Source organism: Acidobacteriota bacterium, assembly GCA_028874215.1.
GTDB lineage: Bacteria > Acidobacteriota > UBA6911 > RPQK01 > JAJDTT01 > JAJDTT01.
On sequence record JAPPLF010000061.1, the window covers coordinates 21,059 to 45,727 of the forward strand.

The 24,669-nt window shown below is 64.5% G+C and carries 19 protein-coding genes and 1 tRNA gene; 11 read left to right on the forward strand and 9 right to left on the reverse strand.

The window, feature by feature from the left end; translation table 11 throughout:
- The first annotated feature begins 77 nt into the window (after positions 1-77).
- Positions 78-554, forward strand: coding sequence for a protein tyrosine phosphatase family protein (locus tag OXT71_10955; protein ID MDE2926904.1), 477 nt, complete (start codon positions 78-80; stop codon positions 552-554).
- 10 nt (positions 555-564) lie between these two features.
- A complete protein-coding gene (locus OXT71_10960; GenBank protein ID MDE2926905.1) occupies positions 565-3,642 on the forward strand; it encodes an FG-GAP-like repeat-containing protein in 3,078 nt (1,025 codons plus the stop codon).
- A gap of 31 nt (positions 3,643-3,673) precedes the next feature.
- Here the strand turns inward: OXT71_10960 and OXT71_10965 are convergent, their stop codons facing one another.
- Together OXT71_10965 and OXT71_10970 are read right to left on the reverse strand one after the other, a co-directional pair.
- A complete protein-coding gene (locus OXT71_10965; GenBank protein MDE2926906.1) occupies positions 3,674-4,885 on the reverse strand; it encodes a sialidase family protein in 1,212 nt (403 codons plus the stop codon).
- Between the two features lie 17 nt (positions 4,886-4,902).
- A complete protein-coding gene (locus tag OXT71_10970; GenBank protein MDE2926907.1) occupies positions 4,903-6,435 on the reverse strand; it encodes a hypothetical protein in 1,533 nt (510 codons plus the stop codon).
- Positions 6,436-6,561: 126 nt separating this feature from the next.
- Here OXT71_10970 and OXT71_10975 point away from each other — a divergent pair, with 126 nt between their 5' ends.
- Together OXT71_10975 and OXT71_10980 are read left to right on the forward strand one after the other, a co-directional pair.
- Positions 6,562-7,839, forward strand: coding sequence for a sialidase family protein (locus OXT71_10975; protein MDE2926908.1), 1,278 nt, complete (start codon positions 6,562-6,564; stop codon positions 7,837-7,839).
- 68 nt (positions 7,840-7,907) lie between these two features.
- Complete coding sequence (locus tag OXT71_10980; GenBank protein MDE2926909.1) at positions 7,908-9,185, forward strand: sialidase family protein; 1,278 nt, start codon at positions 7,908-7,910, stop codon at positions 9,183-9,185.
- 129 nt (positions 9,186-9,314) lie between these two features.
- Here the strand turns inward: OXT71_10980 and OXT71_10985 are convergent, their stop codons facing one another.
- From OXT71_10985 to OXT71_11000, 4 genes are all read right to left on the reverse strand, one after another.
- Positions 9,315-10,139 carry a TauD/TfdA family dioxygenase gene (locus OXT71_10985; protein MDE2926910.1) on the reverse strand — a complete coding sequence of 275 codons (825 nt, stop codon included), beginning with the start codon at positions 10,137-10,139 and terminating at the stop codon, positions 9,315-9,317.
- A 134-nt stretch (positions 10,140-10,273) separates the two neighbouring features.
- Positions 10,274-12,001: a CocE/NonD family hydrolase gene (locus OXT71_10990; protein MDE2926911.1), complete on the reverse strand. Its 1,728-nt coding sequence runs from the start codon at positions 11,999-12,001 to the stop codon at positions 10,274-10,276.
- A complete protein-coding gene (locus tag OXT71_10995; protein MDE2926912.1) occupies positions 11,994-13,124 on the reverse strand; it encodes a sialidase family protein in 1,131 nt (376 codons plus the stop codon). Before OXT71_10995 ends, OXT71_10990 begins: the two co-directional genes overlap by 8 nt.
- The gene (locus tag OXT71_11000) at positions 13,121-14,383 is read right to left on the reverse strand and encodes a VCBS repeat-containing protein (GenBank protein ID MDE2926913.1); all 1,263 of its coding nucleotides are present in this window, start codon (positions 14,381-14,383) and stop codon (positions 13,121-13,123) included. The genes OXT71_10995 and OXT71_11000 overlap by 4 nt, the downstream gene beginning before the upstream one ends.
- A 45-nt stretch (positions 14,384-14,428) precedes the next feature.
- Between OXT71_11000 and OXT71_11005 the strand changes: the two genes are divergently transcribed.
- Positions 14,429-15,994, forward strand: coding sequence for a hypothetical protein (locus tag OXT71_11005; protein ID MDE2926914.1), 1,566 nt, complete (start codon positions 14,429-14,431; stop codon positions 15,992-15,994).
- Positions 15,995-16,028: 34 nt separating this feature from the next.
- On the opposite strand, the gene OXT71_11010 is transcribed toward OXT71_11005, so the two are convergent.
- Together OXT71_11010 and OXT71_11015 are read right to left on the reverse strand one after the other, a co-directional pair.
- Positions 16,029-17,267: a sialidase family protein gene (locus OXT71_11010; GenBank protein ID MDE2926915.1), complete on the reverse strand. Its 1,239-nt coding sequence runs from the start codon at positions 17,265-17,267 to the stop codon at positions 16,029-16,031.
- A 158-nt stretch (positions 17,268-17,425) separates the two neighbouring features.
- The gene (locus OXT71_11015) at positions 17,426-18,601 is read right to left on the reverse strand and encodes a sialidase family protein (GenBank protein ID MDE2926916.1); all 1,176 of its coding nucleotides are present in this window, start codon (positions 18,599-18,601) and stop codon (positions 17,426-17,428) included.
- Positions 18,602-18,734: 133 nt separating this feature from the next.
- On the opposite strand from OXT71_11015, the gene OXT71_11020 reads away from it, so the two are divergent.
- On the forward strand, positions 18,735-19,697 hold the full coding sequence (locus OXT71_11020; protein ID MDE2926917.1) for a 2-hydroxyacid dehydrogenase: 963 nt from the start codon (positions 18,735-18,737) through the stop codon (positions 19,695-19,697).
- A 16-nt stretch (positions 19,698-19,713) separates the two neighbouring features.
- Here the strand turns inward: OXT71_11020 and OXT71_11025 are convergent, their stop codons facing one another.
- Positions 19,714-20,106: an antibiotic biosynthesis monooxygenase gene (locus OXT71_11025; protein MDE2926918.1), complete on the reverse strand. Its 393-nt coding sequence runs from the start codon at positions 20,104-20,106 to the stop codon at positions 19,714-19,716.
- Between the two features lie 186 nt (positions 20,107-20,292).
- Here OXT71_11025 and thiI point away from each other — a divergent pair, with 186 nt between their 5' ends.
- The 5 genes from thiI (at position 20,293) to OXT71_11050 (ending at position 24,557) form a co-directional block, all read left to right on the forward strand.
- A complete protein-coding gene (thiI, locus tag OXT71_11030) occupies positions 20,293-21,510 on the forward strand; it encodes a tRNA 4-thiouridine(8) synthase ThiI (protein MDE2926919.1) in 1,218 nt (405 codons plus the stop codon).
- Positions 21,507-22,112 carry a hypothetical protein gene (locus OXT71_11035; GenBank protein ID MDE2926920.1) on the forward strand — a complete coding sequence of 202 codons (606 nt, stop codon included), beginning with the start codon at positions 21,507-21,509 and terminating at the stop codon, positions 22,110-22,112. The genes thiI and OXT71_11035 overlap by 4 nt, the downstream gene beginning before the upstream one ends.
- A gap of 48 nt (positions 22,113-22,160) precedes the next feature.
- The gene (locus OXT71_11040; protein MDE2926921.1) at positions 22,161-23,483 is read left to right on the forward strand and encodes an HD domain-containing protein; all 1,323 of its coding nucleotides are present in this window, start codon (positions 22,161-22,163) and stop codon (positions 23,481-23,483) included.
- A gap of 70 nt (positions 23,484-23,553) precedes the next feature.
- Entirely contained in the window at positions 23,554-24,399 is an 846-nt protein-coding gene (locus OXT71_11045; protein ID MDE2926922.1) for an SUMF1/EgtB/PvdO family nonheme iron enzyme, read from the forward strand.
- A gap of 81 nt (positions 24,400-24,480) precedes the next feature.
- Positions 24,481-24,557: transfer RNA gene (locus OXT71_11050), tRNA-Met, on the forward strand.
- The last annotated feature ends 112 nt before the right edge of the window (positions 24,558-24,669 follow it).

Below are 24,669 nucleotides of genomic sequence, written 5' to 3' on the forward strand. Positions count from 1 at the left end.
GCTCCGTATCTTTTTTCGCAAGCTCGGCCGGGATGGCTTTGATTCGAGCCTATCAACATCCGGAATCAGGAGAAACCATGAGCATAGAAGGCGCCGTCAACTATCGGAAAATCAGTGAGCGGGTCGCGACCTCCGGATCGGTCTCCGAAGACCGCCTCCGCCGTCTCGGGGCAGAGGGATTCGATGCGGTGGTCAACCTGTTGCCCGATTCATCGGAGGTGGCGGTCGCCGACGAACGTGAAATTGTCGAGGGTCAGGGATTGGAATACCATTACATTCCGGTAGACTTCGGGAACCCGACGGAAGCGGACTTCAGCCTCTTCAGACGCGTCATGAAGAACGCCGGGGACAAAAAGATCCTGATCCATTGCGCGGCGAACTACCGGGTCAGCGCCTTTTATTCTCTCCATGCCATGCGAGATCGGGACTGGTCCTGGGAGGACGCCCGCGCACATATCGCTTCGATCTGGGACACCGCCGATTATCCGGTCTGGAAACGGTTTATCAACGAGTTGAAGTCTCAGTCGAGCCGGACTCTACCCTGCGGCGGATGATGGCGGAATCGTGAGGAAACCGGTTCGGCGCTCACGCACGACGGCAGGCGTTTTCGCCAATCTCACGCTGCTCCTCCCGCTGATCCTGCCGGCTGCCCATCTTTCCGCCCAGACCACCACCCGAGTCAGCGTCCACGGACCCAACCGGGGAAACGGTCCCAGCCAGTACGCACAGATCAGCGCCTCCGGACGCTTCGTCGTCTACACCTCCACCGCCTCCAACCTGGTGGACGGAGATACCAACTGGGCGTCGGACGTCTTCGTTCACGACCGTGAAACGGGGGAGACCACCCGCGCCAGCGTGGACGACGCGGGAAACCAGGGCAACAGTCTGAGCCAGTTTCCCAGGATCAGCGCCGGCGGCCGCATCGTCGCCTTCGAGTCGCTCGCTTCCAACCTGGTGGACGGCGACACCAACGGCGCGCTGGACGTCTTCGTCCAGGACCGCAAGTCAGGCAGGACCACGCGAGCCAGCCTCGGCAGCGGAGGGGACCAGGGCAATAGCGCCAGCGGGGTGCCCTGCCTCAGTTCCGACGGCCGTGTCGTAGCTTTCGAGTCGCTCTCGTCCAACCTGGTGGATGGCGACACCAACGAATCCACCGACGTCTTTGTCCGTGATCGCCAGACGGGGGAGACCACCCGGGTGAGCGTCGACAGCCGGGGACGCCAGGGCAACGGCTCCAGTGCCGGCTCCAGCTTGGACGGCAGCGGCCGATACGTCGCCTTCGAGTCGCTGGCCACCAACTTGGTGCCTGGAGACACAAACCGGGTGTCGGACGTCTTCGTCCATGACCGCCGGACAGGGAAGACCACCCGGGTGAGCGTCGACAGCCGGGGACGCCAAGCCAACGGGGGCAGCTCGGCCCCGAGTCTCAGCGCCGACGGACGTTTCGTGGGCTTCGGCTCCTACGGATCCAACCTGGTGGACGGCGACACCAACCAGGAAATCGACGTCTTCGTCCACGACCGCCAGACGGGGGAGACCACCCGGGTGAGCGTCGACAGCCGGGGAGGACAAGCCAACGGGGGCAGCGGAATCGCCGCCCTCAGCGCCGGCGGACGATGGGTCGCCTTCCACTCCTTCGCCTCCAACCTGGTGGACGGCGACACCAACGGAACGCTGGACGTCTTCGTGCACGACCGGCTGACGGGACGGACGACCCGGACCAGCCTGACCGAAAAGGGCCGGGAAACGAACGGTCCGAGCCGCGATCCCACCATCAGCGCCGATGCCCGCTTCGTCGCCTTCGAGTCCTACGCCTCCAATCTGGTGTCCCGGGACGACAACGGGAACGTCGACGTCTTCGTCCGGGACCGGGGCGGCGCCGATCCATCCGCTGCACTTGGCAGGCCACAGAAATTCGAGTTGGCGGGTCGGCTCCTGGGATGGCTGCGGCGAGGCTGGGACGGCCTCGTCTCCGAAACCCGCGTGAGAGCCGAAGCCTTCACCCGGGAGCGGTTTCGGATGCCAGCCGCCGCCCTGGCCCACGCCGAATCCGCTCCGGTCCGGTTCACCGACGTGACCGAAGCAGCGGGCATCCGCTTCCGGCATTACAAGGGGGAGACGGGAAAACGGTACCTGCCCGAAACCATCGGCTCGGGAGTGGCGGTCCTGGATTTCGATCAGGACGGGTGGATGGACCTCTTCTTCGTCAACGGTTGGCGCCTGGAAGGGGGGAGACCCGAGGGGGTTGGATCCGTCCTCTACCGCAACCGGGGCGACGGCACGTTTGACGACGTGACCCGGGAGGCCGGGCTGGAGGTTCGGGCCTACGGCATGGGGGCGGCGGCCGGAGACTATGACAACGACGGGTTTCCGGACCTCTACGTGACGATTCTGGGCCTCAACCGGCTCTACCGGAACAACGGCGACGGGACCTTTTCCAACGTGAGCGTTGATGCCGGCGTCGGAGACCCCTCCTGGGGGGCGAGTGCGGCTTGGCTGGACGCCGACAATGACGGCAAGCTCGACCTCTTCGTGACCAACTACGTGCGTTGGAGCCCCTCCCAGGATCAATGGTGCGGTTACGGCCCCGGGGTCAAGCACTACTGCACTCCCGAGATCTTCACCGGTGACACGTCGCGCCTCTTTCGCAACTTGGGCGGCGGGCGCTTCCGGGACGTCACCAGGGAGGCGGGACTGTTCAACCCCTCGGGCAAGGCCTTGGGAGTGGCCCTGTGGGATTTCGACGGGAACGGGCTGATGGATCTCGTGGTGGCCGAGGACACTCAGCCCGACAAGATCTACCTGAACCGGGGCGGCTTCCGCTTCGAGGAGGTGGGAACTCGCAACGGATTCGGCTTTTCCGAATCGGGCCTGGCCCGGGCCGGCATGGGAGTCGACGTGGCCGACACCGACAACGACGGCCGAGGAGCGGTGGCCGTCACCAACTTCTCCTACGAGGGGATCGGATTCTACCGCTGGGGCAGCGGCCTGAACTTCATCGATCGGGCCGTCCCGGCGGGCATCGGGCAACCCAGCCTATTGACCCTGGGCTTCGGACTCCTCTTTCTGGACTACGATCTGGACGGTTGGCAAGACCTGTTGGCGGTCAACGGCCACATCGACGACCTGGTGGAGACGGTTCAGACCCGGCTGACCTACCGGCAACGGCCGCTCCTGTTCCGCAACCGGAGGGACGGCCGCTTCCTGCCCATGGGCGGGGAGGCGGGCCCCGCTCTGGAGCAGGCTTATGCGGGCCGCGGCGCCGCAGCCATCGACTATGACAACGACGGGGACCTGGATCTGGCCGTGACGGAGAACGGAGGTCCGGGTCGCCTGTTTCGCAACCAGGGGGGAAACCGAAACCACTGGCTCCAGATCCGGCTCGTCGGCGGCAGCTCCAACCGGGACGGCATCGGCGCCCTGGTCACCGTGAAATCGGGTTCCACAACCCAACGGCGCTACCGCCGAAGCGGCTCCAGCTATCTCTCCGAGAGCGATCCGCGGCTGACCTTCGGCCTGGGTGATGCGACCCGGGCGGACCGCCTGGAGGTCCGCTGGCCCAGCGGCGCCACCCAGGTCCTGAAGGACGTTGCGGCCGGACGCCTGCTTGTCGTGCAGGAGCCGGTCGAAACGGATCCATAATCCTTCCCCGGCTCGTTGCCGATCTCTCCGTTCAGTTTGCCGACGACCGCGCCAGACGCCAGAAGACACCCTTCACGGCCCGGCTCTCCCACCCTGGATGCCGGGTGTTGTAGACGGTCAGGAAGTGGTCCGGCTCCAACTCCACCGTCGGGGCCGTAAAGGAGTGGCCCGGCGGATTGGGCACCAGCAGGAACCGGGTGGAATCGGCCATGGAGGGGGTCCCCGATTCCGTATCGTTCACCCAGGTCCGTCCCCCGTCCAGGCTGACCCGCGCCAGCACCGTGCCGTCAGGGGCGCTCTTGCCCGGGACGCCTCCCTGGTGGGTGATCGCGACCACGTTTCCCGGGGTCCAGAGGATGGTCCCGCGGTGCCCGTAGTATTCGTTCAGGCTTCCCGGCACCTCCCGGAAGGTCCGTCCGCCGTCGCTGGATTCCAGGAGGATTCCCTGCTTGTAGATGGCCCCGGCCCCCGGAGGAGCTCCGCTTCGCTTCGACATCGCCTCCACGTCTTCTCCCGGAAACGAGGGCCGCTGGATGCGGGTCATGGCCAGGACCCGCATCGGGTCGTTTGGATCCACGGCATAGCCGGTTTCAGCCACGTGCTGGTGCACTTCGGTGGGGTCGCTCCAGGTTTGTCCGCCGTCCCGGGAACGGATCAGCGTCTCGTGAAATCCCGGCCGTGACCGGTCCTCCTGCTGATAATCCCTATGGTTCGGGTAACGCAGGCCCACCCCCAGCACGATGGTCCCGTCCGCCTCCTGGAAGAAGGTGTTGTAGTCGTTGAAGCAGAAAGCGTACGGGTCCTCGGACCCGCCCGGTGAGAAAGGCCCGAAATCGATGGCGGTGGTCTTCCAGGTGATCCCGGAGTCGCTCGAAACCGAGACGAACAGATCCTTGCCGCCGGGGGACTGGTGCATCAGCCAGAGATTTCCGTCACGGCCGGCATAGAGTCCGTGCTGAACCTGGCCGGGTGGTGCGCCGGAAAGATTCACCGGCAGCATGGTCCAACTCCGGCCCTGATCGACACTCCTGTAGAGCCTCTGCTGGGTCTGAGTGTTGACGTAGATGCTTCCGTCCGGATGGGTGACCATGCCCAGCATGGAACGGCTCAGCCCTGACTCTACGGGGTCCAACAACACCTCGCCTTCGATCTCGATCGTCGCTACAGGAGCGACTTCACCCGGGCTGCAGGCGACGGCAAGCGCCAACAGGACGAGCCCAATCCATCCCAGTTTCTGTGTCATTTTCCTACTCTCCACTATCAATCTCGAAAACCGAACGAGAAGAGCTTGGCGTTCTCCAGATAGAACTTCAGCCGTACCGGCTGCCCCTCCAATCCCTTCAGATTACCCTGTCCGCTCCACGAAACGCGATGGCGGACGGCGTCCGATTCCAACACGTCACAATCGCCCCGGCCGAAGCTTTCCAACGGCTGGCCTTCCGTGGAGAGAATCTCGACTTGAACCCGGCCCGACCCCGCGTCCGCGTTGATCAGCAGTTCACCGCCCCGGAAGCGGAAGGGCTTGGTGGTCAGGACACCCGCCTTCGCTCTGGCATCGACGGAAACGAACCCGTCCAGGCGCAGCTTAGACAGCGCGATGCCGCTCTTGAAACCGGCGAACCCGTCCGGCGGCTCCGAGTTGTGGTCCGCGCCCCAGCCCACGTAGTAGATCCAGATCTCGTCATCCCGGACCAGCGGTCCCTGCACCGGCCAGATGAATCCCCAGTCGAAGTCCCCCGGCCGCTCCGAGAGGGGCAGGAAGACCTCCCGGCCACCGCCTCGATGCCAGTTCAGGCCGTCGCGGCTGTAGGTGAGCTGCACCGGTCCCCGGGGACGTTCGTACCCATAGCTGAAAACGGTCATCAACCCGATCCGCAGTTCGTCGTGGAGCATGACCTGCATGTTGTAGAACTGGTCCCGGTGCATCGGGTCGCGGTCGTCGGCCGCCACCACCGTCCGCATGGGAGTCCAGTGGACGAAGTCGTCGCTCTCCACCTGGCCCACCCGGCGCAGGCTGTGGTTCTCGGGAACCCGGTCCTTCTTGGGCCCGCCCCAGAGCTGGGCGTAGACCTTCCGCGCCCAGGGATCGCTGACCATCTTCTTGCGCACCTCTTTGATCATCCCGGTGCGGTCCCGGATGATGGCCACGTACTTGCCCAGCCGGCCGTCCCAGTAGGGAACCGGCTGGCTGTCATGCCCCGGCGCGTGGAAGATGACCTTCTCCCCGCCCTTGTAGTCGGTCCAGCGGATTCCGTCCGCCGAGTAGGCGGCCCGAATGCCCTGGTAGAGCATCTTGTACCGTTTGGCGGGATCGGTTTCCCGGGGATCGATGAAGACACCCGTTTCGAGCCCGTCCTTGTCCATGATGATGTTGTTGTCGCGGCTGCCCCGGTGCTCGACGATGCCGAGGGAGGGCTTCACCCAGCGGATTCCGTCCCGGCTGTAGGCGTAGGCCAGGATCATGGACTGGTCTTTCGCTCCCCAGAGGCTGTACCACATCTTGTACAGCCCGTCCGATTCGTCGAATAGGATGGTGATGAAACAGAAGTGCATCCCCGCTTCCCAGGACGGGTCTCCTTCGGGAACCATGGGCAGCACCGGGCCGGCTCCGTACTTGACCGGCTGGTTCAGGGTCTTGGCGACGCCGTCCAAGGACTCGATGATGTAGTCGTCGATGAACAACTGCCGGTTCTGCGCCACGTCCAACGTGGACCCGGCTGAGGCCGTGACCCAGCCGGCGAGAACGTATCCCAGCAGCAGGAACCCGTACTTGGAATTTCGCAGTGATTGCATCAGAATCTCCTGAACCGGCTCAAAACGAGAGAGATCCGTTCGGACAATTGACCTCATCATAGAGGAAATCTCAACACGCCGACGACGGCAGACCCGGTCCCAATCTGAAACAGGGGAAGACAGCTCATGTCAAGACGACTCGATTCCATGATCATGCTCGTGGCGCTCGCCCTGGCGGGGTGCGCTCCTCCGGCGGGAGGAAGCCTGGCGGACGTCCAGCTCTTCATCGAAGACGAAGTGATTCTCGCCCCTGCGAGCGCCCGTCTGAACGCCCATAACGTGGTTCGGGGACCGGACGGCGCCATCTGGCTCAACACCGGCGAACCGGACCCGGGCCTCTTCCGGAGCACGGATCAGGGCCGGACCTGGGAGACGATTGCCGTGAAGCTCTCCGATGTCCCGCCCGGACAGCATCTGGGAGGATTTCACGCCGCCCGGGACGGCAGTCTCTGGCTGGTCCACCAGGCCGCCCCTTATCGAATTGTCGACGGCGAGTCGATCGAGTCCACCGACCGGCGGGGTTTCTTCTCGATCTCGACGGACGGCGGCCAGACGTGGGAGACGCGGGAGCTCGACCAGGCCCGCTTCGCTCCCGACCCCGAGGCGGACCCTTATACGTCCATTGACATCGCCTGGTGCCACCCCAATTTCGTGGAACGGCCCGACGGGAGCGCCTTCTACTCCATCAGCATGCGCTACGACGACTGGGAGGACTACTCCCAAGCGGATCAGACGCGCCCCGGAGTCCGCGACGTGATGGTTCGCACCCGGGACGGGGGGCGGACCTGGGGAGATCCCACCATCGTCCACCAGCACGCCACCGAGACCGCCTACGCCGTGGACCCCAACGACCCGGACCACATCTTTGCGGCCACCCGAATTCAGAGGAAAGGTCTGCCGGGCGAGGATCTGCAGGCGATCCGTAAGTTGACCGCCATGGACATGACCCCGCCCAACTACATGCCCGACTGGGCCTACAAGAACGGAATCCTGCTGGAATCGACCGACGGCGGCCGATCCTTCCGGGAAGTGCCCGGCGGCTTGTTCGGCTTCGGCAGCTACCGCTGGTCCGCGATCTGGACGGAGGAAGACTGGTTGATCCTGGCGAGCACCGCGGGTCAGGACCCGGGACAACGAAAGAGTCCTGGCGACCAGGTGCTCCGAATCAGTCTGAACGGAGGGAAGACCTGGCTCGACGGCACCGAAAAGGGGACATCCACGGCGGCGAAGGCGAAGAAATTCATGGTGGTTCCAGGGTACCGGGACGTGGGCAAGGCGGACCACTACAGCGCCTCGGTGCCGGCGACCATCCAGATCGCCGAGAACCGGTTCCTGACCTTCTGCACCTACAAGAAGGACCGGATCCTCCGGGGCCGGTTCTGGCGCCTGGAGAACTTGCCGTAACGGAGCGGCGACTTTCCTGTCGCCGATTGGAGCGGCGGATTCCAACCGCCGATGGGGGAAGACAGCTCATGACAAGACGACTCGACTCCGCAATTGTTCTGTTCGTTTTCAGTTTGGCGGCCGTGACCGCTTGGGCCGGTGGAAGCCTGGCGGACGTCCAGCTCTTCATCGAAGACGAGGTGATCCTCGCCCCCGCGAGCGCCGACCTGGATGCCTACAACGTGGTTCGCGGTCCCGAAGGAGCCATTTGGCTCAATACCGGCGAACCGAAGCCGGGCCTCTTCCGGAGCAAGGATCAGGGCCGGACCTGGGAGACGATTCCGGTCGAACTGCCGCAGGCCCCTCCCGGCCAGCATACGGCAGGCTTCCACGTCGCCCGGGACGGCAGTCTCTGGTTGCTCCATCAGGCCCCCCCGACCTACACTGCCGACGGCAAGTCCATGGAGTACAAGGACCGGAGGGTCTTTTTCTCGAAATCCACGGACGGCGGCCGGACCTGGGAGAGCCGGGAGATCGACTACGGCCGCTTCTCTCCCGACCCCGGGGCGGACCCCTATACGATGATGGAGACCGCCTGGTGCCACCCCAACTTCGCGGAGCGGCCCGACGGGACCACCTTCTTTTCCCTCAGCATGCGCTACCCCGATTGGGATGACTGGCATCAGGAGGATCAGTCCCGGCCCGGCATCCGCGACGTGATGGTCCGCACCCGGGACGGAGGGAAAACCTGGGGAGATCCCACCATCGTCCACCAGCACGCCACCGAGACCGCCTACGCCGTGGATCCCAACGACCCGGACCACATTTTCGCGGCGACCCGAATCCAACGGAAAGCCCTGCCGGGCGAGGACCTGCAGGCGATCCGGAAGCTGAGCGCCATGGATATGACGCCGCCCAACTACATGCCCGATTGGGCCTACAAGAACGGCCTCCTGCTGGAATCGACCGACGGCGGCCGATCCTTCCGGGAAGTGCCTGGCGGATTGTTCGGATTTGCCAGCTACCGCTGGTCCATGGTCTGGACCGAGGATGACTGGCTGGTTCTGGCCAGCCACGCGGGTCAGGACCCGGGACAACGAGAGAATCATATTGATCATGTGGTCCGAATCAGTCTGAACGGAGGGAAGACCTGGCTCGACGGCACCGAAAAGGGCACCAAGTTGCCGGCGAAGGCCAAGAGGTTCATGGTGTTCCCGGCGTTCCGGGACGTGGGCAAGGTGGACCACTACAGCGCCTCGGTGCCGGCGACCATCGAAGTCTCCAAGAACCGGTTCCTGACCTTCGGCGCCTACAAGCGGGACAAGATCCTCCGAGGCCGGTTCTGGCGCCTGGAGAATCTGCCTTGATGGGAGCGGCGGTTTTCTTACCGCCGGTTGGAGATTAGGCGGACGGAGTCCCCCTGTACACTTTCCGGCAGGAAGAGCAGGCGACAGGAAAGTCGCCTGTCCCAATGGGCGACAAGAATGTCGCCCCTCCTAACGCGGCCTCTCTCCCTTGATGGTCACGCGCAGGCCGCGGCGGCGGTTGGGATAGTAGTCCCACAGGGCGTAGTGCTGGGCGCAGCGGTTGTCCCAGAACGCCACCGATCCGGGGCTCCACCGGAAACGGCACTGGAACATGGGGCTGGCGGCGTGCTCCACCAGGAATCCGAGGACGGCGTCGCTCTCACTCTTTGAAAGCTGGACGATACGGGTGGTGAACAGGCGGTTGACGAAGAGCGCCTTGCGTCCGCTCACCGGGTGCGTCCTGACGACGGGATGCTCCGATCTGGGAAAGGTCTTCCCCTCATCGTCGGAGTCGTCGTAACGGCCGCGGTAGACCTGCTCCCCGTCGTGGACGGCGGTCATTCCTTCGAGCATCCGCCGCATCGGCGCCGAAAGGGACTCGTAGGCCGCGTACATGTTGGCGAACAGAGTGTCGCCCCCCACCGGCGGCACCTCCAGCATCTGAAAGATCGTCCCCAGAGGCGGCTCCCGGTCGCAGGAGACGTCCGAGTGCCAGTCCTCTCCGGCGATCCGGCGGGTGTTCTCGTCGGCGTAGATTTCCATGACTTCGGGATGGCCGTCGACCAGGCGGGGCCATGCGGGATGAATATGCAGTTCACCGAAATTGCGGCCCAGCGCCTTCTGCTGGGCCGGGGTCATGGACTGGCCGCGGAAAAAGAGGACGCAGTGTTCGGCAAGTGCGTTGGAGAGGGCATCCACCAACTCCGCCCCAAGCGGCCGGGAGAGGTCGATGCCGTGCACTTCGGCGCCGCAATGACCGGTCACTTTCCTGAATTCAAGATTGGGAGCCGGCATGGGAGGAGCCTGGGTTCGGTCGGCAGTCTATCGGAAACATCGGGTTCCGTTCCAGCCAAGAATGAATGAGGGACAAGACTGTCCCTCCTCCCAACTGTCCAGGACCTATTTGTCTATGCATAGATAATTAGAGGTCAGGGTTTACTATTTATAGTAAATTCAAGAGCGACTGGGAGCACGATCCGGGAAGGATGGCACCGGGAGTGGTGGATCACCTGGCGGGCCGTCACCAGTTCGGTCTCGGCCAGATCCTTCCCTCCGGTGTTGTGGTTCCGATCGTGATTCGGGAAGTCGCTGCTGGTGATCTCCACCCGGATTCGATGTCCCTCGAGGAACCGGCAGGCGGTCGGTCCCAGCCTGATGCGGTACTCGACAACCTCGCCCGGAGTCACCAGGTCCTCCCGATCCATGGAGATCCGGTGCCGGGCGCGGACCATGCCGTAACCGACGTCCAGGGCCCGGCCGTCGGGATGTTCGTCCACGAGCCGGACGAAGAAGTCCGTGTCCCGGGCCGAGGTCGAGGCGAAAAGAACGGCTTCGGGATAGCCGACGACTTCCACCTCCTGCTCCAAGGGGTCGGTCCGGTAGTTCAGGATGTCCCGGCGGTGGGCGAGGGCGGACCGGTCGGAGGGTTGCGTGAACATCTCTTGGCTCCAGAGCGTCGGGACCGGATCCTTGGGATCGTACTCGTAGGCATCTTCACGGGACCGCGCCGGAACCGACGCCGAAAGCCGCCCTGAGCCGTCCGGGCGGTGGGCGTCCCCGCCGCTGTCCAGATAGAACTCGCGCCAACCGACGCCATCCTCCGGAGGCCAGGTCGCCGCCCCTTTCCAGACCTGCGAACCCATGACGAAATACCGCACCGGCGGTTCCCCCCGCAGACCGTCTCCGTCTCCCTTGAGCCAATGATCGAACCAGCGAATCATCACCTGGGTCAGGTCGACCCGGGCCTCCGGTCCGTAGTCCATGGAGCCGAGGGACCGCTCCCCCAGGTGCTTGTGGTTCCAGGGTCCGATGACGAGCCGGGTCTGTTCCCTGGCTGCCTTCGTCCGGGCGTTTTGCTGCATCAGTCGAAGGTGCCTCATGGAGCCGTTGCAGTGGTCGTACCAGCCGCTGAAGTCCAGGTTGGGGACCTCCACCTCCCGGTGGATCCGGTCGAATCGCCAGGCGCGGCGGGTCGGATTTCGGAGCCAGTCCCGAGCATATTCCCGAAGCCCCGGCGGAAGATAACCGGGGAGATCCATCCAGGGCAGGAACCAGATCCAACGCATCTGCTCCTGCTCGTCCCAGATCTTCTCGGCCTCCTCCGGAGTGTGGGGCGGAGGCAGCCCATGGCGGCGGCGGAGGTCCGGGGCCATGCTGTTCATCCACCATTTGACCCGCCGTCCCGGACGGAAGGAACCCCACCAGTCCAGATCGGTGATCTCCAGGGGGATGGAATTGGCGCACATGGCCACCAGGTGAGGCGGCCGGAGCCGGGCCAGGGACCACTGCATCCAGCCGTTGTAGGAGACTCCGAAGGTGCCCACCTTGCCGTTGCAGAATGGCTGCGCGGCCAGCCACTCCACGCTGTCGTACCCGTCCTCCCCGTCCTGAGTCCGCTCCACCGTGAACGGAACGTACTCCCCATCGGAGGCATATCGGCCCCGGCTGTCCTGGGCGACCACCGCGTAGCCGGCCCGCACCAGCGGCTCCAATCCGCTCTCCGCCTTCCCGTAGGGGGTCCGCGTCAGCAGACCGGGACAGGGAGAGGGAACATCAGGGCGAAAGATGTTGGCGCGGAGGACGACGCCGTCCCGGACGGGGACCCCGACGTTCATCTCGATGAGAATACCCGGGGTTTCCGGGCCGGCTTCAGGCATCCGGATCCAGGCGGGCCCAGTAGCAGTTCATGGAACCGGCGTCACCGGCGTAGTAGGCCACCATCACCGTCCCGTCCGGCAGGGTTTCGGCGAACGGCAAGCCAAAGCTCCAGAGGGACATTTCCGAAAGCAGTTCCCCGGTCTCGTCCTCCGGCGAGTCCTGCGATCCCGAAGGGCCATGGGTGTAGAGAATCACCTCGGTGTCCGGATCGAAATCCGCATCTACGCTCCCGGCCAGCCGCGCCCGGATGGAGTGGGTCCCGTACCGGTCCACCCAGGCCAGAACGACCCTCCCGTCGGGGAGCATGGCCGGATGGGCCGCCTGGTCGGGGAAACCCAGATCCTGGGCGCGGGACCAGGTGCAGCCGCCGTCGGCGCTGAGGCGCCGGTGGACGTTCAGGTATTTCCTGGTTTCGCTGTCGTAGGTCCAGAGGAAGGCCGCGATCCGGCCGTCGGCCGCCACCCCCACGCGCTGGTCCCAGTTGAAGATGCGTCCGGTCGGATCTTCACCGGCAACGACTGGATCTTCCCAATTCAGACCGCCGTCCCGGGAGTGGAAGAGGACCACCTTCTGGTACCACTTGGACCCGTCGTCGTAGTGCTTGTTGGTCTCGATGCTCATCCCCAAAGTGCCGTCGGCGAGGCGAAAGACGGGACTGGTGAGACTGGGCGGACCGATCTCCTCCGGCATGGGAACGACCCGCCAGGGCGACCACGTTCTCCCCTCGTCGTCCGACTCGGCCAGGACCACCGCCATGGGGAGGCAGCCCTCGGTCTCCGCGTTGAACAGGCCCTGGCCCGGGTAGGTCTGGCGATCCACCCACATTCCGGCGGCCAGAAGACGCCCCGGCGCCGTCTCCGTGAGGTAGCAGATCTTGAGCGTCCCCCCGACTCCGTCCACGGTGGGAGCGTTCCAGGGACGGCTCGGAGCGCTCCAACACCGCTCCTCCCCGTCCCAACGAAAGAGCTCGGCACACTCGTCGGCGCCGTCCTTGCTGGAACCGGCGCGGCAGGTGGCCAGAAGGCCGCCGTTTGCCAGGACGGCAAGCGCCGGAAAGGTGGTCACGGCACGATGGGTTCCGGGTTCGCTCTCGGCCAGGACGCCTCTTTCCACGACCTTCATGGCTGTCTCCCCTGGTTCCGCCACCAGCGGAATTCCAGCGTGCCCCGTTCCGCCACGGCGGCGAGGTCCGGATCTGCGTCTCCGTCCAGGTCGGCGATGATGACCTGGTTGGCCCGGCGCCAGTTGTCCTTCAACACATGCATGGTCCATGCGCCCTTGGGATCTCCGCCGTTCTCGAACCAGGCGACACGGCCCGGGTCGCCCCAACCGGTGGCCACCACGTCCACGTCTCCATCACCGTCCAGGTCCGCGGCATCCGCCTCGAACGCATTCTGGTAGGGCTCGCGGATGACGTGGACCGGCCACGGGCCTTCGGTGGGATCGCCGGCGTTCTCGTACCAGAGGACCGAGTGGGTCGATTGCCCCGGCGTGAGCTCCCGTCCGCCGGCCAGGACCACGTCCAGATCGCCGTCCAGATCCATGTCCACCGGCTGTCCGTGAAGGGCCCGGGGAGCTTCGGCGATCAGGCGCCTCGTCCAGGTTCCGGACGATGGCCGGCCGCTGTTCTCGTACCAGACCACGATGGCGTTGCCCGCTTCGGCAGTGTGGATGGGAACGATCTCCTCGAGAGCGGCGGTGGCCAGCAGATCCCAGTCGCCGTCGGCGTCGAAATCCGCCGCCCGGATGGCGGTGGTCTCCCGAAGATCGCCTTCGATCAGATGCTGCTCCCAGGCTTCGACCTCCGGGTCCGCCGGGTTCCCCGGATTTTCGAACCAGGCGAACTGGTAGCCCAACCACCAGGAAGAGCCCGCCACGTCCAGATCGCCGTCGCCGTCCAGATCGGCCAGGGCCACGTCATAGGCGCCCGGCAGCGTCCCCTTGGCGATGTTCCGCCGTTTCCAAAGCTGTCCGTCCGCCGGATTGCCGTTGTTCTCGAACCAGAGCAGGTCTCCGTGCAGGTTCTTCACGATCACCACGTCCGGATGTCCGTCGCCGTCGACGTCCCCCACGGCGTGGCGCTCGAGCCGCTCGGGGTCGTCCTGCTGGATGAAACGTCGCGTGAACTCGCCCGCGCCGTTGTTTTCGAACCAGTACAGGTCGTTGTGCGGAAGCGCGTCGGCGCTGGTCAGATCCAGGTCGCCGTCGCCGTCCAGATCGGCGGCCGCGATTCCGAAGGGATAGGTGTATCCCTCCATGATCAGATGTTCGCTGAATTGAATGGCGGGAGGCGGTTCCTCGTCTCGCGGCGCCCCACAAGAGAGGAAACCGGCCGCTGCCAAAAACAGGGGGATGTGGATTCTCGGGGTTGTCTTACGCATGGCTTGCAGTATCATGAGCCGAATTCTCTACCAGAGAAACCCCAAATGATGCGATTCCGGCTTTTCTTACTTCACTTGTTCCTGTTCGTATTCCTGACGGTCCAAGGAGCCGTTGCCGGCACTCCCGGCCTATTGAACCGTCCCGCCCTGGTCGAGATGGGAGACCGCTTGGAGTTGTTCGTTGACCATCACCTCATCGATCGTCTGGAGGGCGCTCGCCTCAAGCTCCATCACCCCAGTCCCGCGGAGACGGTGATCCGGGGAGACCGCCCCTGGGAAGGCGAACTCGGTTTCGGCCAGACGGTGATCCTGCACCAGGGCAAGTACCTCCTGTACTACCACGGGTCCAACAAGCTCTGCTATGCCGAGAGCGGGGACGGGGTCCACTGGACCAAACCGGCGCTGGGCCTCATCGAGGCCGGCGGGAGCCGGCAGAACAACCTGGTGGGAACGGCCGGTGGCGAGTATCTCTACGATCACCTGGAGGAACCTGCCGCCAGGGTCTATCTCGACACCCGGCCCGGTGTGCCAGCCGGACGGCGCCTGATAGCGCTCAAGTTGGACGAAGGACACCGTGCGAATCCCACCGAAGAGGAACTGGCCCGCAGGCTCACGGTGAATCAGGAGGGTTTCTGGCAGGGAAGCCCCACCGACGTCATCCCCTGGGTCTCCAAAGATGGGAGGGCCTGGGAGAGGCTCGGAGACAAGCCGCTGTTCCGGAACAACCTTTACGGAACGCTCGACGGAGACTTTTCCTTCTTCTGGTCGGAGGTTGAGCAGCAGTACGTCATCTACTCGCGTTACTTCACCTCCCCCAACCGATCGGTGGGACGGCGGGCCATCGCCCGGCTCACGGCTCCCAACCTGTACGAGTGGTCCGAATTCCAACCCATGAGCTATGGGGATGGCGGGACCATTCCCGAAAATCACCTCTACATCAACCTGACGCTGCCCTACTACCGGGCGCCCCAGATCTATCTCGCGTTTCCGGCCCGGCTCATGGTGGGCCGGCAGGTGCTGACCGATGAGGATGCCCAGGCGGCCGGGGTACCGGAGGGAAGGTGGATGGACACTTCCGAGACGGTCCTCATGACCACGCGTGGACCCGGCAACCGTTACGACACGACGTTCCGGGAGGGTTTCATTCGTCCCGGACCGGGAGCCCGGAACTGGATCACGCGCACCACCTTCGCCCTTCGCGGCGTGGTGCCCACCGGCCCGCGGGAGATCTCCATGTACGTCAGCCGCGAGACCGGCACCCGACACTGGCACATCCGCCGGTACGTGTTGAGGGTGGACGGGTTCGCGTCGGTCAACGCTCCCTATGACGGCGGAGAAATGGTGACCCGCCCGCTCACCTTCTCGGGCAAGGAACTGCTGCTCAACACCTCCACGTCGGGCGCCGGAAGCGTCCGGGTGGAAATTCAGTCCTCCAACGGCGAGCCCGTCGCCGGCTACGCGCTGGAGGACTCCATGGAAATCGTGGGAGATGAGATCGAGCGTGTCGCCGCCTGGCAAAACGGGACGGATGTCTCCCCCCTGGCGGGGCAACCGGTCCGCCTCTGCTTCGTCCTCAAGGACGCGGACCTCTACTCGATCCGTTTCAGATAGCAGTCCGTGGGGACGGCCCGGTTCGGCTTCGGTTTCAGTTGGGCAGACGCCACCGGACGACTTGGGCCGTGTAGCTTCCGACGGGGCGTCCTCTCTCGTCCAGCGGTGTGTTCCCCAAGGCGGTCACGATGGTGTCGTCCTCCAGGACGACGCTGGCGCCGTAGCCGTGACCCGGGCTCAGATGGTAGACCTCGGGCAACCAGGTCTGTCCGCCGTCCCGGCTGATCCGGGCCCTGACGTCCCCCTCCGGATAGGGGTAGCGGTCTTCCACCACCAGGACCACCGTCCCGTCGGAGAGCTGGACCATGTGCCCGTGGGCCTGGCCGAACTCAAGATCCATGGGCCCGTCGGTCTGACGCCAGACGGGGCGGAAATTCTGCCAACTCCTGCCGCCGTCTGCGGAATCGGACAGGAAGACGCGTTTTCCCACGGTGGATTTCTGTATCTCCCGCCGGGCGTGATCCTCGATCAGGGACGGCGGTTCGTTCTGCGGGGGAGGAGCCTCGTATCTGCGCTGGTAACGGATGGCGGCCAGAAGGCGGCCGTCGTGAAGTTCCAGCAGATTGGTCTCGGTGCCCCACTGCTGCAAGGAATGCTTCTCCTCCCAGCTCTTTCCACCGTCGGTGGAACGGAAGACATAGGTGGTGGGCGGCGGTTTCGAGGCGTCCTCTCTGTCATAGGCGTGTTGGGCAGCCATGATGGTGGGCCACAGAAGTGTTCCGTCCCGAAGCTCCAGCAGGCAGTTCTGGTTCCCCCCCGCCCGCATGAAAGGAGACAGGTTGTCCAAACGGCTCCAGGAGTGCCACGACTCGCCGCCGTCGGTGCTGCGCAGCAGGAAGTCGGTGGGCGGATCGTCGGCGCGGTAGGCCCAGAGCAGGGTGCCGTCCCGCAACACTCCGAAGGAGTCATAGTTCTTGGCCCGCATGGGCGGGTCCAGAGAATCGACGTCGATGGAGCGGCTCTCCCAAGTCTTTCCAGCGTCGCGGGAGAGGAAAACCCGAGCATAGAGGGAGACGTAGATACGTCCGTCCCCGGTCATGCCGATGCCGGGGTCGCCCCGCCAGGGCATATCGGGATAGTCGAGGGGGATGTATTCGGCGGGGAGGGTTCCGATTTCCTGGTGGTCCCGGGTGATCCGGATTTCTCCGTTGGGGGTGAAGGGGGCGGGAGGGGCCGGCGCGTCCCGGGTCTCGCCGGCGGGGCGCGTCGACGGACTGCAGCCGAAGCTCAACATGAGCGCCCACAGAAAGTGGATTATGTGAAATCGGTGCATGTTGACTCCCTGAGAAAGGCGAATTTCGAGTCTCCCGCAACTCGTATCGCGTGTTGTTCCTCCGGAGACCGGCGGCAAGAAAGCCGCCGTTCCCAGTGGGCGACAAGAAAGTCGCCCCTCCGATCGGCGGCAAGAAAGCCGCCGCTCCCGATGGGCGGCTAGGATGTCGCCCCTCCGAGGCGCCAGTGGAGGGCTGCCATGGTGCGGCTCCCCACCACCCGGCCCCGGTGGTTCAAGTCCGTATTTTCGCAGACGGTGACGATGGTGCCGTCGGGGTAGACGACGCTGTCCGGGTAGCCGTGCCCGTGCATGAGCGAATAGGTCGTCGGGTCCCAGGTCCGTCCTCCGTCGGAGCTGATGCGCGCCCGGATCCCGGCCAGCTCGTAGGGGTAGCGCTGCAACCAGATGGCCGCGATCCTTCCGTCGGGAACCTGGACGAACTCGCCGGGGATGCTGCCCCGCAGGTCGAAAAGCCTGGGGTTGACCCAGGTTCGGCCGCCGTCGGAAGACTCGGCGATCACCCCGTTTTTCAGTACCCACTGCTCGGTGGGGCTGGCTCCGGTCTTCTCCCGGAAGTCGGGTGGGTCCTCCTGGAGCATCGGTCTCTGGGCTCGGATGTAGGCCAACATCCGGTTCGAGTCCTTGACCGCCATCAAGGTGCTCTCGGCCGAATAGGGTAGGATCAGGGTCCGGTCTCCCCAGCTCCGGCCCCCGTCCCGGGACCGGAAGATGTGGTCGTGGAAACCCCGAATTCGAGGGTTGTCCCATTCGTCGACCCCGTCGCGGTGGCGGAGGGTCACGGTGATCATGGCGGTTCCGTCCGGATGCTGGTAGACGTCGCTCCACCCGGAGCCGCTGAAGGTGTAGGGGCTCACGTCCAGGGGAAAGGGCTCGCTCCAGGACTCACCGTAGTCCGTGGAGCGCTGGACATAGGTCACCGAGTGGTCCGGCGCGTCGTGGATCAGGATGAAAACGTCGTCGTCCAGTATTCCGAACCCGCCGCCGGTGCCCACCGGGAGCTTTCGCATGGTCCAGGTCCTGCCGCGGTCCGTGGACTCCCACAAATAGCCGCTGCCCGCCGCGAAGACGCGGCCGTCCGGGGTCAGGCCGGTCCGCGTGTCGGTCCGGGAGAAGGGGCTGGACATGGGGTAGATCCTGGCGCCCTGGATGGGAATCGCCTTTCGGGTGTGGGGAATCTCGTACGAAAAGGGGACGGGAACGGCGGTTCCCTGGTCTCCTCTGCCGGAAGCGGCGGCGCCTGGAACCACCTTCCCGCTCATGGCCAGGACCCCTGCTGCGGCAGTCTTCCGGAGGAAATCTCGGCGCCTGATCATTTCACGGGTCTCGTTCAGGTGGGTCTTGCCGCACCCCGGCCCGAAGTACTAATGTGAACGCTGTTCCGGTCGGCGTTCAGCAAGAAAATCTGGCCCCGATCCTACCATCGTCCAGAGGAAAGGTACTACTGCAATGGCAAAGCAACCCTTGATCGTGGTTCCCGGTGACCACCCGGTGCAACTGGCCGGATCACCTCACTTGGAGCGGCTGCGCCCCTATGGAGAGGTGGCCCTCTACTCCACTCGTCCCGACGGCGACGCCGAGAAACTGGCCCGCGTCCGGGACGCGCAGGCGATGATCAATTCCCGGGGCGCCGTCAAATGGCCCGGGCACCTGTTGAAGCAACTTCCCCGCCTGCGTTTCATCACCGTGTGTGGGATCGGCACCGACTCCATTGATCTGGAGACGGCACGGGAGCAAGGCATCATCGTCTCCAACATTCCCGGGATGACGGCCGCGGTGGTGGCCGAGCATGCACTGGCTCTCATGCTGGCCGCCTCCAAGCGGGTCTCCTACCAGACGGCCGAGCTGCGGGCGGGCCGATGGATCGGCATGAACAACGTCTACCTGCGGGGCAAGACCGCCGGCGTCATCGGGACCGGCGCCATCGGAGCCAAGATGATCGAGCTCTGCCGGGCGCTGGGAATGGATGTGGTTGCCTGGACGTTCAATCCGACCGACGAGCGGGAGCGAAAGCTGGGGGTGCGCTTCCTGGAGCTGGACGAGCTGTTGCAACTGGCGGACGTGGTGACGCTTCACCTCAAACTGACCCCGGAGAGCCGGCATCTGATCGGCCCCCGGGAGCTGTCGCTGATGAAACCGGGGAGTCTGCTGGTCAATACGGCACGGGGAGCCATCGTCGACACGGCTGCGCTGGTGGAATCCCTCGACTCAGGGCATCTGGGCGGCGCCGGTCTGGATGTGTACGACACCGAGCCGCTCCCCGGAAACGACCCGTTGTTTGAGTGCGAGCAGGTGGTCCTGACCCCGCACAGCGCGGACCAGACCCCCGAAGGCTACGACCTCCTCAATCAGGGGGTCGTGGACAACGTCATCGCCTTCCTCGAGGGGCGTCCGCGCAACATCGTCACCTGACGGCTCGAAGAAAGCTTCAGACGACGTCGTAGAGCAGGACACCGTACTTCGACCCGGTGAGGGTCTTCTCGATGGTGGGCCAGACCCTCTGGTGTTCATCCGTGGCCACCCAGGTCTGGCGCTGCTCCTCGGTTTTGAAGCTGATGAGGAGCCGGTACTTGAAGTTGCCGGGAGCCGGACCCGCCAGGGCCTGCCGCAGCTTCATCAGGCGGACCTCGACGAAGCCGGGCTGGGCGCTGATGGCCGGCCGGAAGATCTTGTGGAAGTTCTCCACCATCTCTCCTTCCCGGGCCGGGTCCACTTCCAGGTCCACGTGAAGCTGGATCGGCTTGTGATGGGCAGCAGCGGAAGCGCGGCCGGAAAAGAGGCCGATTCCCAGAAAACCAAGAAGACAGTTGCGACGATTCATGCGGTGATTCTACCGCACGCCGATCGGACTCGCCGTCTGCGCCAGGTTTTCGAGGCAGGATGGACGATTGAAGGGACGCGATTGAAGGCACGGGTGTTTTGTCGTCCGGTTCCACGTCGCTACGTGTGCGGTGCGGGATTTGGCGGTTAGGAAACCGCCGCTCCGGTTCGGTCTATAATTGCCTTCGTGCGCCGCTTCTTCCTCTGCCACTATCATGAGGTCGGCCTCAAGAAGGGGAATCGCGCCTTCTTCGAGAGGCGACTCTGCGAGAACATCCGCAAGGCTCTGGCAGAGTATCCGTACAAGTCGGTCCGGCGAATCTCCGGGCGGATTCTGGTGGAAGTGCCGGAGGATGCCCCTCACGAGCGGATTGGACAACGCCTCCAGAAAGTCTTTGGGGTGGCGTCCTGTTCTTCCGCGTGGCTCTCCGGGCAATCTCTGGAGGACCTGGAGCGAAACCTCTGGACGCTGGTCCGGGACCGGGAGTTCGACACCTTCAAGATCGAGGCCCGGCGCGCCCATAAGAGCTTTCCGTTGACGTCACCCGAACTGAACCGACTGCTCGGTTCCCATGTGGTGGAGCGTTCGGGCAAAGGGGTGAACCTCACCGCTCCCGATCTGACCTGCCACGTCGACATCGTGGAACGGTACGCCTTCCTCTACTTCACCCGGTTGCCGGGCGCCCGCGGCCTTCCCGTCACCACTTCGGGCCGGGTCGTCGTGCTCCTCTCCGGCGGGATCGATTCACCGGTGGCGGCGTACAAGATCATGAAGCGGGGCTGCCCGGTGATCTTCGTCCATTTTCACAGCTATCCCTTCACCAACCTGGAATCCCAGGAGAAGGTCCGGCGCCTGGTGAGGTTGTTGAACGAATTCCAGTTCGAGTCCGTCCTTTACCGAGTGCCCTTCGCCCACACTCAGCGGCAGATCGTCGCCCTGACTCCGCCGGAGACCCGGGTGGTCTTCTACCGTCGATTCATGCTGCGGATCGCCGAAAGGCTGGCTCTCAAGGAGGGCGCGCTGGCCCTGGTGACCGGAGACAGCATCGGCCAGGTGGCTTCCCAGACGCTGGCCAACCTGTCAGTGATTTCCAGTACCGTGAGCATGCCCGTGCTCCGTCCGCTGGTGGGAGACGACAAGGAGGAGATCATTCAGACGGCCAGGCGGATCGGGACCTTTCCCGTCTCCATACTGCCCGACGTGGACTGTTGCTCCCTCTTCGTTCCCAAGCACCCCGAGACTCGCGCGCGAGCGGCCGCCATCGAGGAGATCGAGGCCGCACTGGACGTGGAAGAGTTGGTGGCGGCCGCACTGGCCGGCGCCGAACGGGAGATCTTCGAATCGATTCCCTCGGAATTGCCGGCGGCCAAGACCGTCCTCAGCCACGGGAACGGCCCCTCATGATGCGGTTCGCTGGGACTCTTCGCGGAGCCGCCGGGTTCCTGCTCTCAGCCGCGTTCCTGGCTACCGTCTCCGGAGGCGCCTTCGGGGAGGCGGACGAGGCGGCCGCCCGGGTGGAGCGGCTCTTCCAGCAGTTGGAGACGCGTTCCGAGTCTCCCGGGTCCCCTCCCGAAACCTACGTCCTCAGCGAAGAGGACCTCAATGCGTTTCTGGCCTTTCGCTTGCGGAAATACAATCCCAAGGGGGTCGAATCGGTGAGGGTGGTCTTCCGCCAGGATCGTCTGCTGGTTCGGGCCGACGTCGACCTCAGCAAGGTCGTTTCGAGCCGGAAAGCTCCCGAAGCGGGTCTCCTGGCGGCGCTCCTCGGCGGGCGCCACCAGGTGGAAGTGGACGGAGTCCTGGAGGTGGAGGATGGGCGCGGCCAATACCGGCTGGTGGGATTGAATCTGGATGGGGTGCCCTTTCCCGCCATGCTGTTGGACTCCCTCGTGGACCGCCTCATGGAGGCGACCCAGCTCTCCGACGATCCCCGCAAGCCTTTCACCATGCCGTACGGCATCAAAGATGTCACAATAAGTCCGGGCCGGGCCACGATCCGAACCTGACGAGGAACCCGATCCTTCCATCCTGAAATCGAACCGAAGGGGCGGCGAGTGCTGGAACGAATCGAGGCGCGTCTTCGGGAGGGCGCCCTCCACATCCACGACATTCTGGCCGCGGAGGGCTATCGGACCTATTTCGCGGGAGGCGCCGTCCGGGACCTTCTCCTGAACCGCCGCTTCGACGAGATCGACATCGCGACCGCGGCTCCTCCCGACGTTGTCGAGAGACTTTTTCCCCGGACCATCGGAGTGGGGCGCGAATTCGGCGTCGTCGTGGCCGTGGTCGGCGGCACCAACTACGAGATCGCCACCTTCCGGGCCGAGTCGGGGTACACGGACGGAAGGCGTCCGGACCAGGTCCGCTTCACCCACGCCCGGCAGGACGCCCTGCGCAGGGACTTCACCGTCAATGCCCTCTTCCTGGACCCGGTCACCGGGAAAGTCATCGACTACACCAATGGACGGAAGGACCTGGACCGGGGCCTGATCCGGACCGTCCGGGACCCCCTGCTGACGTTCGAAGAGGACAAGCTCCGGGTGCTCAGGGCGATCCGGTTCGCCTGCCAGCTCGGCTTCCGGATCGACGGCCCCACCTACGACGGCGTGACCCGCTACGCTCATCGGCTCTCGCAGATCAGCCGGGAGAGGATCCGGGACGAACTCCTGAAGATTCTCTGCGGTCCCGCACCGGCGCGGGGCCTGTCGCTGCTATCCGACTCGGGCGTGCTGGAGGAGGTGCTGCCGGAGGTCTTCGACATGCACGGCGTGATGCAGCCGCCGGCATTCCATCCGGAAGGGGACGTCTTTCAGCACACACGGCTCATGTTCTCCCTGGTTCGGAACCTGAGTCCGACCCTGGCTCTGGCAGTGCTGTTTCACGACGTGGGCAAGCCCGGCACCTTCGCCTTTGGGGACCGGATCCGGTTCGACGGCCACGCCGAATTGGGGGCCCGGATGGCCGAGGAAATCTGCCGCCGGCTCAAGCTCCCGGGCGTTCAGATTCAGCACGTGGTGCGTCTGGTCAAGGATCACCTCCGCTTCATGCACGTCCGGCAGATGCGGGAGAGCACGCTTCGCCGCTTTCTTCGCACGGAAGGTTTCGAAGAACACCTGGAGTTGCATCGCCTGGACTGCCTGGCCAGCCACGGCGATCTTTCCAACTATGACTTCTGCCGGGAGAAACTGAGCGAACTGGATCGGGAGGCGCTGGCTCCCCCGCCGCTCATCAACGGGCACGACCTGATCGCGCTGGGGTTGGAGCCGGGGCCCCTGTTCTCGGAGATCCTGAAGCAAGCCGAAGACCTCCAACTGGAGGGGATCCTGACCGCGCGGGACGAGGCTTTGTCATGGGTTCGGAAGACGCATGGAACATAGCCGGCGGCACTGACGATTCGGGGCCGCGCAACTATCTTATCGCCGAGTCGGGTGTTATAAATGGGACACCATGATACCCAGAATCCCGTTCTTCGTTGTTCTCGTGATCGGATCGCTGGCTTGGTTCAGTTGCTCGGAACCGCCGCCACCGGAGCCTGAGGCTCCGGTCGATCTACCCCCGCCCCCGCCCAAACCGGGAGACATGGTCCTGATCCCCGCCGGGGAGTTCATGATGGGGACCGACAGCGTCCCGAATAACGCTGCAGGTCTGGAGACGCCGGCTCACAAGGTGACTTTTGACAACCCCTACTACATCGATGTCTACGAGGTGACCAACGGCCAGTGGATCAAGTTCCTGACCGAGAGCCGCACCAAGGTGGAAAGCAACTGGCGTCCCATGTACTCCATCGGCAAGGAGGACGTTCCCGTCGCCAATCTGACTCTGGACGACGCCAAGGCCTACTGCGAGTGGGCCGGAAAACGCCTCCCCACCGAGGCGGAGTGGGAGCGGGCCGCCAGGGGGCCGGAGAACCTCCGGTTTCCGTGGGGAGACGTCTACGATCCGAGCAAGTCCAACACCAACGACATGAATTTCAACGGCTTGGTCGAAGTCGGCAGCTTCGAGACGGACAAGAGCGGTTACGGCGTCTACGACATGATGGGCAATGTCCAGGAGTGGACCAGCGATCGGCTCCGGCCTTATCCGCAGAGCACGAGAAAGGTCCGCAACAATCCTGCATTCACGTCCCGGTTCAGGCTCTACTCCTTGAGAGGTTCGTCCTTCGCCTTCAAGGGAAGCAGCATGAATCTGTTGACCCGTAGCGGATACCCGGCCAAGGCTCAGTACGGGACCGGTTTCCGCTGCGCCAAGGATGCCGAAGAAGAGGCTCCCGCGGAGGGTGGCGGAGAGCAGTAGCCGCAGCGATCGGCCCATGACCCAGGCGACCGGAGAACTTGACAAGCTCTCCCGCCTTCGACTACGATTTCCCGTCTCTGTTGCGGGGTGGAGCAGCCTGGTAGCTCGTTGGGCTCATAACCCAAAGGTCGGGGGTTCGAATCCCCCCCCCGCTACCAACCTCACCCGTTTTTTTCCGTCCGGTATTTTCCACCCATTCAGTCAGGTGCTCACACTGCGGCCTCATAGGTTCGGGCCGTATTGCGTTTTACGGAAAGCGAGGAAAAGCGA

What these genes read in the sequence shown, in the direction of transcription:
- OXT71_10985 (MDE2926910.1), bottom strand. Translation starts at nt 10,139, where the DNA reads ATGCCGGCTCCCAATCTTGAATTCAGGAAAGTGACCGGTCATTGCGGC.
- OXT71_10995 (MDE2926912.1), bottom strand. Translation starts at nt 13,124, where the DNA reads ATGAAGGTCGTGGAAAGAGGCGTCCTGGCCGAGAGCGAACCCGGAACC.
- OXT71_11010 (MDE2926915.1), bottom strand. Translation starts at nt 17,267, where the DNA reads ATGCACCGATTTCACATAATCCACTTTCTGTGGGCGCTCATGTTGAGC.
- OXT71_10975 (MDE2926908.1), top strand. Translation starts at nt 6,562, where the DNA reads ATGTCAAGACGACTCGATTCCATGATCATGCTCGTGGCGCTCGCCCTG.
- OXT71_11005 (MDE2926914.1), top strand. Translation starts at nt 14,429, where the DNA reads ATGATGCGATTCCGGCTTTTCTTACTTCACTTGTTCCTGTTCGTATTC.
- OXT71_10965 (MDE2926906.1), bottom strand. Translation starts at nt 4,885, where the DNA reads ATGACACAGAAACTGGGATGGATTGGGCTCGTCCTGTTGGCGCTTGCC.
- OXT71_11020 (MDE2926917.1), top strand. Translation starts at nt 18,735, where the DNA reads ATGGCAAAGCAACCCTTGATCGTGGTTCCCGGTGACCACCCGGTGCAA.
- OXT71_11000 (MDE2926913.1), bottom strand. Translation starts at nt 14,383, where the DNA reads ATGCGTAAGACAACCCCGAGAATCCACATCCCCCTGTTTTTGGCAGCG.
- OXT71_11035 (MDE2926920.1), top strand. Translation starts at nt 21,507, where the DNA reads ATGATGCGGTTCGCTGGGACTCTTCGCGGAGCCGCCGGGTTCCTGCTC.
- OXT71_11025 (MDE2926918.1), bottom strand. Translation starts at nt 20,106, where the DNA reads ATGAATCGTCGCAACTGTCTTCTTGGTTTTCTGGGAATCGGCCTCTTT.
- OXT71_10955 (MDE2926904.1), top strand. Translation starts at nt 78, where the DNA reads ATGAGCATAGAAGGCGCCGTCAACTATCGGAAAATCAGTGAGCGGGTC.
- OXT71_11015 (MDE2926916.1), bottom strand. Translation starts at nt 18,601, where the DNA reads ATGATCAGGCGCCGAGATTTCCTCCGGAAGACTGCCGCAGCAGGGGTC.
- OXT71_10980 (MDE2926909.1), top strand. Translation starts at nt 7,908, where the DNA reads ATGACAAGACGACTCGACTCCGCAATTGTTCTGTTCGTTTTCAGTTTG.
- OXT71_10970 (MDE2926907.1), bottom strand. Translation starts at nt 6,435, where the DNA reads ATGCAATCACTGCGAAATTCCAAGTACGGGTTCCTGCTGCTGGGATAC.
- OXT71_11045 (MDE2926922.1), top strand. Translation starts at nt 23,554, where the DNA reads ATGATACCCAGAATCCCGTTCTTCGTTGTTCTCGTGATCGGATCGCTG.
- OXT71_10990 (MDE2926911.1), bottom strand. Translation starts at nt 12,001, where the DNA reads ATGCCTGAAGCCGGCCCGGAAACCCCGGGTATTCTCATCGAGATGAAC.